Below are 14664 nucleotides of genomic sequence, written 5' to 3' on the forward strand. Positions count from 1 at the left end.
ATTCCATGACCGAGTTTCACAGCGTCTTCCACCCCGACTCGCCCCTGCGTTTCATCGGCCCGCACTACCAGGCTGCGACGAGCCGCCGTCTGCGCGACATCATCAATCCCGCCGACCTGACCACGGTAGGCCGCATCGCCCTGTGCGACGCCGAGGATGTGGATGCCGCCATCGATGCGGCCAACGCCGCCCAGCGCGAGTGGAAGCGCATCGATGCGAAATCCCGCGCGGCGATCCTGCATCAGTTGGCCAATGCCATCGAAACCGACCAGGGGACCCAGCGCGAAGTGGCGCGGCTGATGACCCTGGAGATGGGCAAGCCGTTCCCCGAAGCCATGGGCGAACTGGCCAACTGTGCGCCGATCTTCCGCTACTACGCCGAGATGGCTCGCGACGAGGCCGGCAAGGTGGCCGGCACCACGCAGCTCGGCTCGTTCCAGCACGTGCGCTACGAGCCCTATGGGGTGAGCGTGCACATCATGCCGTTCAACTTCCCCATCCTGCTGATGTGCTGGACCCTGGCCGCCTCGCTGGCGGCGGGCAACGCCTGCATCGTCAAGCCGGCGGAAAGCACCACGCTGTGCACGCTGAAGTTCATGGAGCACTTCAAGGTGCTGCCGGCGGGCATGGTCAGCTGCGTGCCGGGCGATGCCAGCACCGCGCAGCGCCTGGTGCAGTCCGAGCGCACCCACGCCGTGGCTTTCACCGGCAGCGTGGCCGCCGGCAAGGCGGTGGCCGTGGCCTGCGCCGAACGCATGAAGCCGGCGGTGATCGAGGCGGGCGGCAGCGACCCGATGATCATCTCCCGCCACGCTCCCCTGGAAGTGGCGGCGGCCGGCGCGGTGACGGCCGCCTTCCACCTGACGGGGCAGATCTGCACTTCGGCCGAGCGTTTCTTCGTAGTCGATGAAATCCATGATGAGTTCGTCGCTCGTTTCGCCGAACGCACCCGTGCGCTGCGCATCGGCCACGGCCTGGAGCGTTCGGAGATCGGCCCGCTGGTCAGCGAAGCGGCCCGCGCCAAGGTTATCCGCCTGGTGGATGACGCCGTGGCCAAGGGCGCCACGCTGGTCTGTGGCGGGCGGATTCCTCCACAGCTGCCGGTGGGTTGGTACTTCGAGCCGACCATCCTCACGGATGTCACTCCGGCCATGGCGATCTTCCACGAGGAGTGCTTCGGCCCGGTGGCAGCGATCTGCAAGGTGAAGGATTTCGACGAGGCCGTGCGCTTGGCCAACGATTCCCCCTTCGGCCTGGGCGCCTCGCTGTTCTCCACCGATCTGGCCGAGGCGATGGAGGCGGCGGACCGCCTGGAAGCGGGCATGGTCTGGGTGAACAACCCGCTGATCGACAATGACGCCTTGCCCTTCGGCGGCTGGAAGATGTCCGGCATGGGCCGCGAGCTGGGCCGCCAGGGCCTGGATGCGTTCCGCCGGTCGAAAATGGTGATCATCGACCACCAGCCGCAGATCCATTCCTGGTGGTACCCGTACGCCGACGAGGTGTTCTACCAGGGCTGAGAAGTCGTTCAAGGTTTCGTCGAGGCGCGTGCAGGCCGTCGCATGTCCGGGAGGTGCTGCGACTGGCCTGTGATAAATCAGCGCCCGTTTTTCGAGCCGCAGTAGCGGCTCGAACCTGGACAGGCGCCGAGGAGGCCCTATGAACTATTCGACTCTGGCGGTGATTCTTGCCGCCGGGCAGGGCACGCGCATGCGCTCGTCGCTGCCCAAGGTAATGCACTGCGTCGGCCACCGGCCGCTGCTGGGCCATGTGCTGGCCACCTGTGAAGCTGCGCGGGTGAACCAGGTGGCAGTGGTGCAGGGTCCGGACGCGCCGACCGTGGGCGAGTACCTGACGCGCCATGCGCCTGGGGCGCGGCGCTACGTCCAGCGCGAACGCCTGGGCACCGCCCACGCGCTGCTGGCAGCGCGTGCGGCGCTGGAGGAACACAGCGAAGGCTGCGTGCTGGTGCTGTTCGGCGATTCGCCGCTGGTCAGCGTCGAAACCCTGGGCAAGCTGCGCGCGGCCCTGATCGAGGGGGCGGCGGTAGCGGTGGCGGGCTTCACGACCGAGCGTCCGGGCGGCTACGGCCGGTTGCTGGTGGAAGACGGCAACCTGCGGGCGATCCGCGAAGCCAAGGACTGCACGGCGGAGGAGCTGCAGGTGCGGTTGTGCAATGGCGGTGTCATGGGCCTGCGCGCCGATCATTGCCTGTGGTTGCTGGAACGCATCGGCAACGCCAACGCCCAGGGCGAGTACTACCTGACCGACGCGGTGGAAGTGGCGAACCGTGCGGGGCTGCAGGTGACGGCGGTGGAGGTGGATGAAGAAGACATCCTCGGCGTCAATGATCGCGAGCAACTGCACGCCGCCGAGCAGGTATTCCAGCGCCGCCGCCGCCAGCAGGCGATGCGCGCCGGGGTGACCCTGGCCGACGCGCAATCGGTGTACTTCAGCGCCGACACCGAGCTGGATGCCGACGTGCTGGTGGAGCCCTGCGTGGTGTTCGGCCCCGGCGTGCGGGTGGCCGCGGGCGTGCGCGTACCGGCGTTCAGTCGGCTGGAGGCGGTCAGTCTGGAGTGACGGCCAGTCGCGTCCCTGGCGTGGTCATTCACGGTCGGCGCGCGGGGGGAAATCCCATTCGCGGATAAGATCCGCTCCTACGAGAGCCCATCCACGGCAAACCCATGTCGCTGGAAGGTAGGGCGTATAACGTTCGACGTTATACGCCGTTTGACCGCGATTTCAGGCAGATCCGGGTTCAGCCCTGGCGCTGGCGACAGGTACGGTGAATCGGCGTACAACCGCGAACGGTTGTACGCCCTACGATGCCGGGGGATGTCCAGCAGTCGGTAAGGGGGAGGGAAGCGCCAGGGGTAGGCTCAGCGGCCCGGCAGCATCGGGGTGAGGTGCAGGATGCTCAACAGGTGCGGGACGCGCAGCGGGTAGCAGGCCTGCAGGCGCACGCGCGCCTCGGACAGCGTCATGTGGCGGGAGAACGAGCGAAGTACGGTCTTGCCCAGGCAGTGACCGTCCTTGAAATGCACGAGGAATTCATTCATGGCAAAGCGACAGCGGAGAAACACGCACAAAGTGGCGCACAGGCCGCGAATGATAGCGACTCTCGCTGTCTCGGCGTTGCCATAAATCATCCTTTGCCGGGCTGCTCCGACGGAACGACCTGGCCGATCCGACGACCGGCGGGTCGGAAGCCGGTCAACGTTCTGTTGCGTAGTCCAGGCGCATACCGAAGGCATGCATGAAGAACGTCGCCAGCTGCATCTCCAGCATCTGTGCGTTGAGCGATGCCAGGTGCGAGGGTTGGCGCCGCGTACGCCGACTGACGGCGGTGAACTCCTCATGGACGATGCCCTGGGTCTCGGGGTCGGCGATGAGGCGATAGCAACTGTCCGGCAAGTCATCGCGCTGCCGGGCGAGCAGGCTCAGTTCCGGGTGGCCGTCGGCGTTGGTGACCAGTTCCACGCTACAGCGCAGACCTCGGTCGCGGGCGAAGCGCGAGGCTTCTTCGAAAGCGGGCAGGGCCTTCTGCAGGACCTGGATCTCGAAGGCGAGGAAGAACTGATCGTCGAAATCGACTTCCGGGGTATTCCGGGTTGCCTGGTTATGCATCGCCGGCCTCTCCTGTGTCGATGAATCAATGAAACCCTTGCGACCGTCGGGATCGCCTGAGCTTCGTCATCGCGGCATCGCAGCAACTACAACCCTCACATCGGTCAGCCGGCAATGCCATTTGCCTGAACGAAAGGCCATCTCACTTAAGCGCCACCGGACTGTCAACGAGCAATCCCGCATAAGGCTGCAGGTGGAAATAGCCAAGCGCTCTGCCGCATGGCATGGCACCGGTGCAGGGCAGGAATGGCGTATTGTCGGAAGGGTGTAAAGCTGGCGTTACACTTCGAGGCCGCCCGGCCGGACTTCGGACGGGCGGCGAACACCATGGCGGTCAGAACGCGAAGTCATCCATGGCCAGGGCGGCATCGCTGCCGTCGATGATGCTCTGCGCCAGCCCCGGTGCGCGGGTGAGGATGTGCCCGGCGTAGAACTGCGCGGTGCGCAGCTTGGCGCGGTAGAACGCGGTATCCCCGCTGCCTGCAGCCAGATGCTGCTGGGCGATCCGTGCGGCACCTGCCAGTTGCCAGCCGCCGGCGACGATGCCGAACAGTTCCAGCAACGGTACGGAGCCAAGCGCCACCAGCCGTACCTGATGGTCGTAGTGGTTGACGACGAAGGTCACGGCGTCATCCAGGGCGTTGACGGCCAGGAACAGGTGATGACGTATGCCCGCCAGCTGTGTGTCCTCGTCCGGCAGGCCTTGCTGGGCATCACGCATGCGCGCGATCAGCTCGGCCGCCGCTTCGCCCCGGTCGCGGGCGATCTTGCGGCCGATCAGGTCGCTGGCCTGGATGCCGGTGGTGCCTTCATAGATCGGCGTGATCCGCGCATCGCGCAGATGCTGGGCTGCGCCGGTTTCCTCGATGAAGCCCATACCGCCGTGGACCTGCACGCCGAGGGAGGCGATGTCCACGGCGTTTTCCGTGCACCAGCCCTTGATCACCGGAATCATCAGTTCGACGAAGGCCTGCCGCTTGCGGCGCACAGTTCCGGAGGGGTGGCCGTGGGCCTCGTCCATGGCGAGCGCCACTTCGCAGGCCAGGGCGCGCATGGCCTCGATGCGCGAACGCATCGACATCAGCATGCGGCGCACGTCGGGATGGCGCAGGATGGCTACCTTGTCGCGGCTGGCGCTGCCGGTTTCGCCGCCCTGGATACGCTGGCGGGCGTAGGCCACGGCCCGTTGGTAGGCACGTTCGGCCAGGCCGATGCCTTCCATGCCGACCGAGAAGCGGGCGGCGTTCATCATGATGAACATGTATTCCAGGCCACGGTTCTCTTCGCCCACCAGCCAGCCGGTGGCGCCGCCGTGGTCACCAAAGGCCAGCACCGCGGTGGGGCTGCCGTGGATGCCGAGCTTGTGCTCGATGGACACGCAGCGCACGTCGTTGCGCTCGCCCAGGCTGCCATCGGCGTTCAGCAGCACCTTGGGCACTACGAACAGCGAGATGCCTTTCACGCCCTCTGGCGCGCCGGGCACGCGGGCCAGCACCAGGTGGACGATATTATCGGTGAGGTCGTGCTCGCCGTAGGTAATGAATATCTTCTGCCCGAACACCTTGTAGGTACCGTCGCCTCGCGGCTCGGCGCGGCTGCGCACGGCGGCGAGGTCGGAGCCGGCCTGGGGTTCGGTGAGGTTCATGGTGCCGGTCCATTCGCCGCTCACCAGTTTCGGCAGCCAGGTCTGCTTCAGTTCATCCGAGCCGCGCAGCTCGATGGCCTCGATGGCGCCGCGAGTGAGCATCGGGCAGAGGCCAAAGGCGACGTTGGCGGCGTTCCACATTTCCTCCACCAGCGCCGAGACCAGCCTTGGCGCACCCTGGCCACCGAAGTCAGACGGGCAGGAGAGGGCGTTCCAGCCGTTGGCGACGAACTGTTCGTAGGCATTGCGCCAGCCCGCGGCGGTACTCACCTGGCCATCCTGCCAGCGTGCGCCCTGGCGGTCGCCGACGACGTTCAGCGGCGACAGCACGCCCTGGGCGAAGCGGCCGGCTTCGTTGAGGATGGCCGCCACCAGTTCGGCGTTCATGTCCTCGTGACCGGGCAAATCGGCGAGGGCATCCAGCAGGCGCAGCTCGCGCAGGATGAACTGCATGTCTCGCAGCGGGGCGACGTATTCACTCATTTCGGAACTCCTGTGCAGCCAGCTGCGTGGCTTGGTTGTGTACGAAGGTCCACATTCAAGCGGACACACGTTGAATGCAGCGCCACTCCCTTCGAGTGGGGCGTGCAATCAGCGCTAAAGAATGGACCTGCGCCGAGCGTCGGAAGTTTTCAGCATTGACGCGGATTTGTGTCTGGGAGGGTGCGTTTGGGCGGGGAAGGTCGCAAAGCAAGGGGCGCTCCGTGAACGGAGCGCCCCTTGGCAGTCAGCGAATGCCCGAGTTGCGCAGTGCGGCGGGGGTGAAATCGTTCGATGTGTACTTCTGGTCGTACTGGGTACCCTGCTTGGCCTCGTTGATGAGGTTCATCACCAGGTAACGACCGGCGATCAGGTCATAGAGCGCCTGAGCCGCGTAGAGGCTGATGCCTTGCTGGTAGTCGGTGGCCTGGTGGCCTTCAGCGACGCGCCAGAGCTGGCCACGACTGTCGTAATGGTCGACTTCGGCCAGCGCCCAGGTGTCTTCGTCGAAGTACATGTGGCGCTTGGCATAGACGTGCCGTGCGCCGGGCTTGAGCGTACCTTCCACCTCCCAGACCCGGTGCAGCTCGTAGCGGGCGTGGTCGGGGTTGAGATGGCCGGGGCGCACCAGGTCGGCAAGCTTCAGCTTGGGCGACATCATGCGGTAGCTGTTGTAGGGAATGTAGATTTCCTTCTTGCCGATCAGCTTCCAGTCGTAGCGATCCGGCGCGCCGTTGTAGAGGTCGGAGTTGTCGGCGGTACGCATGCCGTCGGCGGCGCTGCCCGGACCGTCGTAGGCCACTTCGGGGGCGCGGCGGACGCGGCGCTGGCCGGCGTTGTAGGTCCACGCCTGGCGCGGCTCCTTGAGCTGGTCGATGGTCTCGTAGGCAAGGTTCACCGTACCGGTCAGGCGTGCCGGGGCGATGACCTCCTGCTTGTAGTAATACATGATGTTGGAGGATTTTGACGGATCGTTGTCGCCCATGGATTGCGGGAAACCAACGCTCTCCTTGAAACCGACCGGGGTGAAGTCGCCGTTGACCTGGGGAACGACCTGGGCGGTATAGCGCAGGAAGTTGCTGCCGCGATAGCGGGTTTCGTGGTTCCACACCAGCTCGACGCCGCTCTTGGGAATGGGGAAGGGCGTGTAGTGGGTGTCGAAATTCGACAGGCCGTTGCCGTCGTTGATCAGTTGCACCTGGGTGGCGCCTTTCTTGATCGAGTCATAGACGGCCTGCGGCGCCGCAGCGCTGCGGTGGCTCGGGTAGACGGGAATCCTGTAGCTGTCCGGGTAGCGCTTGAACAGCGCCAGTTGGCCGGGTGTCAGCTTCTCCTTGTACTGCTCGGCATTGGCGGCAGTGATCACGAACAGTGGCTTTTCGCTGGCGTAGGGATCGCCGAGGAAACCGTTCTGTACCGTTGCGGCGCCCGGCTTCAGTCCACCGGTCCAGGCGGGGATGCTGCCGTCGGCATTGCCCTCTTTCTGCGCGCCCATCGGCGTGAGGCTGGATCCGAGCTTGTCCGCTTCCTGTGGGGATATGGCTGCCACTGCAGCGCTGGCCAGCAGCGACAGCGCCAGCGCTCCGCTACCCAGGATCAGGGGGTTCTTCATAGTGATGCGTCTCCGTGGTTACGGGTTAGAAGTTCACGCCAAGGCTCAGCGAGACGAAGTCGCGGTCGGTCATGGTGTTGTATTTGCCATCGAAGTAGTTCGTGTAGCTGACGGCGGCGGTGTAGGTGTTCTGGTAGTCGGCGTTCAGGCCGAGGCTGACCGCCTTGGCGCCTTCCTCGAAGTTCGGCCCGGTGCCTTCGACGTCGTGGGACCAGGCGAGGTTGGGCGACAGGTTGATGCCGGCGAATACGTTCGGGTAATCGAGTTGCCCGCGAACGCGGTAGCCCCAGGAGTCGGTGGTGTAGAAGCCGTGGCTGTTGCACTGCTGCGCCGGGTTGCTGGCGTTGGCCAGGCCGATGTTGGTGCCCTTGCAGGTTGCCTCGCCGGTCGGGCCGGGCAGGATGCCGGAGCCGAAGGCCGGGCTGCGGCCGAAGCGCAGGTCGGTGCCGTCGGTATCGCCCAGGCCGTTGATGCGGTTGTAGCCGACCTCGCCGACCAGGGTCAGACGGTCCGCGCCCCAGACCTGGTTGAACAGCTTGGTCACGGTGGTCTGCAGTTGCAGTACCGGCTTGCGGTCATAGCCGTTGACCACGCCGCCGGCTGGTACGTCGCTGGAGAACCCGGTGGTATAGAGCGGGGAGAGTGAGGCTCTGCCTACCGGAGTCAGCGTGGCGCTGAGCAGGTCCGCCGTGTTCAGTTGCAGCGGCATGTTCGGCCGGTAGCTGGCTTCACCGCCCCAGGAAATCCCCGCCAGGTTGGTGGCGAAGCTCAGGCCGTAGAGGCGGATATCTTCCGGATAGTCGATGAAGTACTTGGTGTCGCGAATCGACGCCAGGGAGTTGGCGGCGTTCGCATTGGTGGTGCGCACGGTGCTGAGGAACGGGTTGCGGCTGTGGTACTTCATCGCGTAGGCGCCGAACTCGGTTTCGTTCAGCTGGGGCACGAACCAGCGCAGGGCGAGGCCGTACTGGCCGCTGTCGCGGGCATCGTTGTCCTTGGCGCGAGGGATATAGGCATCGTCGAGACCATTGGCCAGCGCGGCAGCGCCACCCGTGTTCCGGGCATCGCCCGGCGCCAGGTCGTAACCGGCGGCGACCAGTCGGTCGTCACAGCCCTTGGCCACGCCGTCACTGCCGAAGAAGGTGCCGCAGTTGTCGGTGACCGTCTTGTCCCACTTGATCTGGTAGAAGGCTTCCGCGGTGATGTTCTCGGTAAGCCCCTGGGAGAGATAGAACAGCTGCACCGGCACCAGGCCTTCCTTCACTTCCGAACCCGGACGGCGCAGCGCGGCGACGTCGATCGGGTTGATCGAGCTGATGCCGTTCTGGATGAAGGTGCTCTCGCCCCAGTTCACCACCTGCTTGCCCAGGCGAACGTTACCCGGCAAGTCGCCCAGGTTGTAGTTGTGATAGACGAAGGCGTCCATGAGCATCGCCCCCGAGCTCTTGGCGGCCTGGTCGCGACCGTGGTCGTCGATGTCGTAGAAGCGCTGGTGGCCGTCCTTGAGTTCGAAGTCGTACCAGTACTTGCCGCGCAGGAAGGCGCCGCTGTCCTTGTACTTGAGCTCGAGGTCGTGAATACCCTTGACGACGGTGGAGATGTTATCGCCGCTCTTGAAGTTCAGGCGGTTGTCGTCGGTGGTGCGCGATGCGGACTTGCCGCCATGGACACCCATGGAGTTGAAGTTCGAGATGAACTGCTTGTCCGGTGAACTGGTGGCCCAGCTGGTGCCGAAGGTCAGCGATGAGTCCAGCTTGCCTTCGATCTCCCCGATATTGAAGTCGACTGCGTTGGCCTGCCCACCGCAGGTCACGGCGACGGCGATGGCCAGCAAGCGCGGCTGGAACGCGCCGTTCTTTCTTGTTCTTGTAGTCATGCGGTACTCCAGTGAAACGCTCGATGAGTCAGTGGAGTGGCCATGCTATGAAGTCGTACAGCGGCCCTGAATTGCCTGTTCAGGTAATTTCACGCATTACCCACGCACTCGTTGGTGCAGGCTTTGGGGCATCCGGCATTGGCGGGGAGAAGAAAGGTAACCGGCGCTGTAACCGTTTGGATCAAATACCTCGAATGGCTGATGGTAAAGCGGCGCGCCGAGGCCAAGGATCGGATCATCGTCATTCCGGTGTTCGACCCATGACATTTCCCACCCTGTCATCCCTGGTTTCCGTCCCGGCCATTCATTTGCCGCGCGAGCGCCTGAGCTGTCAGGTCATCGCGGCGCCCCGCCTGTGTCTGCTGGCGGCGCCCGCCGGTTTCGGCAAGACGGCGCTGCTGCGTGAAAGCCTGGCGCAGATGCCGGCGGAAACGGGGCATGCCTGGGTAGCCCTGCATGGGCGCTGCCTTGAGGTGGAGGAGCTCACCCACCTGCTGGCGGAACAGCTCGGCCTTGCGCCGAGGATCACGCCGGAAGCCCTGCGGATGCAGCTGTGCCAGTCGAGCGTCCCGCGCTGTCTGATCCTCGACGACTACCCAGCCGCCGCCGGTGAACTGGATGACTGGCTACTGCGCCTGCTGCAGGAATGTGGTCCACGGATACGCCTGTGGATCAGCACCCGGCAGCGTCCGCGCTGGCAGTTGGCGAGGCTGGCCCTGGAAGGCGGCGTAGTGGAGCTGGGCGCGGCGAGCCTGGCGTTCACCCGGGAGGAGTTCGAGCGTCTGGTTGGTCTGGCCGCTGGCGGCAGCCGAGAGTCTTCCATCGAAGACCTGTGGGATGCGACACAAGGCTGGCCCGCCATGGTGCACCTGGGCTTGCGCAGCCCGGGGGAGAGGGGGCGGTCGCAGGCCATGATGCAGCGGGAGTACGTCCGCGAGACCGTGCTGGCGCGTCTGACCACGGCACAACGTGCCATGCTGCTTGGCGCCGCCCATCTGCCCAGGTTGTCGTCGGCGCTGTGCGCCGAACTCTGGCCGGAGCTGGAGGCGAGCCGGGATTTTTCCGGGCAGCTGTTGCCGCTGGGCCTGTTGCTGCCGCTGGGTGCCGAGGCGCGCTGGTGGCAATTGCAACCGCTGCTCGCCAAGGCGCTGGAAGATGAACTGCCGCCGCGGGAAGCCAGCCGGCTGCGCCTGCAGGGCTGTCGCCTGCTGCGCGAGGCGGGGTTCGTGGGTGAGGCGGTGGAGCTGGCGCTCAAGGAGGGGCAGGTGGAAACCGCCGCCTGCTACATGGAGCGGGTCCACTTGGCCTGGTTGTATGCCGGCAGGAACCTGGACAGCTGGTTGAGCTGGCGCGAGCGGCTGTCCTGCGGGCTGCTGGAGAGCACTCCGTTCCTTATCTATCTCAATGCCCAGGCCCTGCTGATCAGTTGGCGCCTGGAGGAAGCCGAAGCCTGCATCGGCCGGCTGGCCTGGCAGTTGCCGCAACCCAGCGCCGGCCGCCAGCGCCGTATGCCGGCCAACTGGCAGGCGTTACAGGGCTCGCTGCTGGGGCTGCGAGGTGACGCCGAGCAGGCGCGGGAGCACTGCCTTTCCGCGCTGCGCGATCTGGATGCGCGGGACTGGCAATCGGTCCACCTGTGCTATTCGACCCTGGCGCGCATCGCCATGTCCGAGGGGCAGGTCGCGCAATCCGAAAAGTTGCTCGACCAGGCGGTGCGGCTGGCTCGCCGCCAGGGCTGCCTGGCCAGTGAAGTGCTGATCGACGCCGACCGCATTCGATTGCTGATCATGACCGGTGAGTGGACCCTGGCGGCGGATCTGCTTCGCCATGATTTCCAATTGCTGGAAGCCCAGGGCATGGAGCATCCGCTGCTGGCCGGGCGCCTGTACCTGCTGCAGGCGGAGCTTGCCCTGCTGCAGGGGGATCTGGCGGATGCGGAAGTGAAATTCCGTCGTGGCTACCAGTATGCACGGAGTTGCAGCGATCCCTTCCTTCTGCATGCCGGCGTCGGATTGTCCGAAGCGGCCGCGCGCGGCGGCGATGTCGAGCGGGCGGAGGCTTGTCTGCGCGAAATACGCCGCCACCTGCAATGCATGCGCGCCGAAGCGGTGTGCTACGAGCCGGTGCTCGCTTTGCAGGAGCTGCGCTTGGGTGTGCGTCGGCAGCGCTGGGCGGAGATTCTCGAGCCATCCCGACAACTGGTGGAGCGCTTGTCCAGGCCGGGTGTTCTGCCTCCCTTGAACACGCCGTCCCTGCGCTACCGCGCCCAGCAGGTGCTGGCGCTGACGCTGGAGGGCTTGGGGCGCCGGGAGGCTGCGTTGGAGGCCTCGCGCAATTGGCGCGAGGCTTGCGAAAGAAGGGGCCTGGCCGGGCTGACCCGTTCGCGTGCGGAGATGCTGGTCCTGGTTCGGCAGGGGGTGGGCGGCGATGGTCCATGGCTGCCGACGGGCGCCGGCGAAGAGTTGTCGGATGCGACGCTGACGCGTGTACTGACCCCCCGGGAAATGGGTGTGCTGCAACTGATGGCCGAAGGCCTGACCAACCAGGAAATCAGCGGCCGGCTGTTCATCTCCCTGAACACGGTCAAGGCCCACACCATTCACATCAACCATAAACTCGGCGTCAAGCGCCGTACCCAGGCGGTACGGCGTGCGCGGGAGCTCGGGCTGCTGGCCTAGTCGATCAGCTGCCGCGCGCGGGCGATGGCGATGACTTCGGTGCGTCCTTCTGCGCCGAGCTTGCTGCTGATGTTGCGCAAATGGGTTTTCACCGTATGCAGCGACAGGCAGAGGCGGTCGGCGATGGACTGGTTGCGATTGCCGCCGGCGAGCAGCCGCAGGACATCCAGCTCGCGGGGGCTGAGCGGCTGGCTGTCGTCTCCGGCGCTGCTAAGTGTGCCGCCAGTCTTCTGCACCAGGCGATGCACGAAGTCGGCCGTAATCTCCAGGCTGCTGCAGGCAGGGCCGACCTTGATCATCCAGTCCCGCAGCAAGTGCCCCAGGCGTGCGCCTTCTTCGACGAAGGTTTGCACGAAGCCTTCACGGCTGGCCCATTGCAGTGCCGGCACCAGCACCTCGAAGGCTTCCTCCTGCTGGCCGCCGGTGTACAACGCCAGGGACAGCAGCAGGCGCAGCTTCAGCGCGCGGCGCCAGTGGCCGCGCTGCCCGGCCTCGGCGAGCGCATCGCGCAGGTCCCGGGCCGCCGGCTGGAACTCGCCTCGGGCGATGCGCCAACGCTGCCGGGCGATGAACAGGGTGTCGACGTCGTTCCCGTACAGCAGCAGGCCGGGGCGTTCCCAGCCATTGTTGAATTCCGCCGAGCGCAGCGCCTGGGCAGCCTGGTCCAACTGGCCTTCCAGGGTGGCGATGCGTGCACGCTCCAGCCAGACCGCACAGAGCAGGCGGCAGGGGCCGCCCTGGCGGCCCAGTTGCTCCAGGCCCGCGAGCTGGTTCATCCAGCCCGCCCGGTCTCCCCGCAGGTAGGCGATGCGCGCGAGCATTATGTGGCTGCTGATCAGGACATCCGGCCCCGCGCTGAGCGTGGCGAAGATCGGGGCATTGAGCAGGATGTGTTGCGCCTGGTCGAGTTCATCGGCTTCATAGAGAACCTGCGCCCGCATGGCGTCGACCGATATGCGCCCGGCCAGCCATTGCTCCCCGGAGTCTCGCAAACGCCGGTGCACGACCGCTTTCACGCGTGCGCGGGCCGCCGCCAGATTGCCTTGCACCAGCTCGATCACACTCTCGATGCTGTCGGTCAAGGACTCCACCACGACCAGCGTGCTCTGCCCGGAAGAGCGCGCCAGGCTCGCCAGCACCTCCCGCGCTTGCTCGGTGTGCCCACTGGCGAACAGGCAGTAGGCCAGGCAGATACCGAGCAGGCCGCGCTGCTGGATTTCCGCTTCCGGCAGGCTGGCGAACAGGGGGCCGCCGAGCTCGCAGGTGGCCTCGATCTGGTCGCTGAAGGCCAGCAGCACACACTGGATGACTTTGCCCTCCGGGGTGCTCGGGTTGCGCTCCACCACCTGCAGCGCCTGCTGGTAGCGGCGAGCCAGCAGCAGGGTCCAGGCATGCACCAGCGCGAGGCGCGGATGCTGGTCGACCAGCGCAACGGGCAGCTGATCGATGCAGCGCAGGAGCGCGCGATAGCGTCCGCTGTTGAGCAGTGCGTCCAGGTGTTGAGCCAGTTGCTGGACCGCGGCACTGGCGTCGTCGATCTTCAGCAGGTGCTCGATGGCTTCCAGCGGGATGCCGTGCTGAAGATGCCATTGAGCGGCGGTGCGATGCAGGGCTTTCAGCTCTGCTTCGGGCCGTCGGGAAAGCACGTGGCGGAGGAAGCCGGCGAAGAGCCGGTGATAGCGGAACCACTCGCCCTGATTGTCCAGCGGTATCAGGAACAACCCCAGGCGCTGGATCTGCTCCAGCAGGTCGACGGCATCGCCGCGGCCGGTCAGGGTGGCGCACAACGGCGCGCAGAAGCGATCCAGCACGCTGGTCCTGAGCAGGAAGTCGCTCAGGGTGTCCGGCAGGTGGGCCAGGATATCCTCGGTGAGATACTCCGCCAGTTCGTGCTGCGATCCGCTGAAGGTGGCAACGAAGGCGCCGGGGTCACGGCGGTCCTGCAGGGACAGCGTGGCCAGGTGCAGGGCGGTCACCCAGCCTTCCGTGCGTAATTGCAGGGTCTCGATCGCGCTTTCCTCGAGGACGCCCCCCAGGCGTTCGCGCAGGAAGAGCCGGGTTTCATCGATGTCGAAGCGCAGGGCGTCAGCGTTCAACTCCAGTAATTGGCCCTGGACCCGCAGCTGGCCGAGCTTGAGGTTGGGCGTGCTGCGGCTGGCGATGACGAGCTGGCCGCCGGGAGGAAAGGCTTCCCACAGCTCGCGCAGCAGTTCGAGTGTCCCGGCGGTCTGCAGGACCTCGAATTCGTCCAGGAACAAGGTGAACGGCTTTGCCGTTTCCAGCCTCGCCAGCAGCGTTCCCACCTGCGTCTCCGCCCCTTGAAGCGAGGAGGTTTCGCCAAGCATCGCATCCAGACTCAGCGCCAGGGCCTGGGTCAGCACCTGGGGATCGTTGTCGGCGAGGTCGAGGCTGAGCCAGGCACAGTTATCCCGTAGTGCATGCAGCTGCGCCATCAGGGTGGACTTGCCGAATCCGGCGGGAGCACGGATCAGGACCAGGCGGGCATCGCGGTGGGCCTCGATGCGGGCGAGCAGTTGCGGCCGAAGCTGGTGAGACTTGCCCGCAACCGGAGCCCGGGTTCTGCCTTGCAGCAGGTCGGCGGTCATCCTCGACTCGCCGCGACTTTCGATGGGCATCCCGTGCTCTTCCGGCGTGCGCGCCAGGAGTGCCAGGAGTGACTGCTGCTCGGCCATGATGCAATGGGCTCCCTCTGAACATCCTGCGCGCATATTGCCATGCCGGC

At 65.8% G+C, this 14664-nt stretch carries 9 protein-coding genes; 3 read left to right on the forward strand and 6 right to left on the reverse strand.

The window, feature by feature from the left end:
• The first annotated feature begins 5 nt into the window (after positions 1 to 5).
• Positions 6 to 1520: an aldehyde dehydrogenase family protein gene (locus ACNFBT_RS23070; protein ID WP_416753057.1), complete on the forward strand. Its 1515-nt coding sequence runs from the start codon at positions 6 to 8 to the stop codon at positions 1518 to 1520.
• 139 nt (positions 1521 to 1659) lie between these two features.
• Positions 1660 to 2583 (forward strand): NTP transferase domain-containing protein, encoded by a 924-nt coding sequence (locus ACNFBT_RS23075; protein ID WP_416753058.1) that lies wholly within the window; start codon positions 1660 to 1662, stop codon positions 2581 to 2583.
• Positions 2584 to 2882: 299 nt separating this feature from the next.
• On the opposite strand, the gene ACNFBT_RS23080 is transcribed toward ACNFBT_RS23075, so the two are convergent.
• The 5 genes from ACNFBT_RS23080 to ACNFBT_RS23100 all read right to left on the reverse strand — a co-directional run bounded on the left by ACNFBT_RS23080 (position 2883) and on the right by ACNFBT_RS23100 (position 9243).
• Positions 2883 to 3062, reverse strand: coding sequence for a hypothetical protein (locus ACNFBT_RS23080; protein WP_152223748.1), 180 nt, complete (start codon positions 3060 to 3062; stop codon positions 2883 to 2885).
• Positions 3063 to 3216: 154 nt separating this feature from the next.
• On the reverse strand, positions 3217 to 3630 hold the full coding sequence (locus ACNFBT_RS23085) for a hypothetical protein (RefSeq protein ID WP_416753059.1): 414 nt from the start codon (positions 3628 to 3630) through the stop codon (positions 3217 to 3219).
• Between the two features lie 334 nt (positions 3631 to 3964).
• Complete coding sequence (locus ACNFBT_RS23090) at positions 3965 to 5758, reverse strand: acyl-CoA dehydrogenase (protein WP_416753060.1); 1794 nt, start codon at positions 5756 to 5758, stop codon at positions 3965 to 3967.
• Between the two features lie 244 nt (positions 5759 to 6002).
• A complete protein-coding gene (locus ACNFBT_RS23095) occupies positions 6003 to 7367 on the reverse strand; it encodes a DUF1329 domain-containing protein (RefSeq protein WP_416753061.1) in 1365 nt (454 codons plus the stop codon).
• A 25-nt stretch (positions 7368 to 7392) separates the two neighbouring features.
• Positions 7393 to 9243, reverse strand: coding sequence for a DUF1302 domain-containing protein (locus ACNFBT_RS23100; RefSeq protein ID WP_416753062.1), 1851 nt, complete (start codon positions 9241 to 9243; stop codon positions 7393 to 7395).
• Between the two features lie 260 nt (positions 9244 to 9503).
• Between ACNFBT_RS23100 and ACNFBT_RS23105 the strand changes: the two genes are divergently transcribed.
• Positions 9504 to 11921: a LuxR C-terminal-related transcriptional regulator gene (locus ACNFBT_RS23105; protein ID WP_416753063.1), complete on the forward strand. Its 2418-nt coding sequence runs from the start codon at positions 9504 to 9506 to the stop codon at positions 11919 to 11921.
• On the opposite strand, the gene ACNFBT_RS23110 is transcribed toward ACNFBT_RS23105, so the two are convergent.
• Positions 11918 to 14557 (reverse strand): LuxR C-terminal-related transcriptional regulator, encoded by a 2640-nt coding sequence (locus ACNFBT_RS23110; RefSeq protein ID WP_416753064.1) that lies wholly within the window; start codon positions 14555 to 14557, stop codon positions 11918 to 11920. The genes ACNFBT_RS23105 and ACNFBT_RS23110 overlap by 4 nt on opposite strands.
• Positions 14558 to 14664 lie beyond the last annotated feature (107 nt).

The organism is Pseudomonas sp. NY15181 (assembly GCF_048068055.1).
Taxonomy (GTDB): Bacteria; Pseudomonadota; Gammaproteobacteria; order Pseudomonadales; family Pseudomonadaceae; genus Pseudomonas.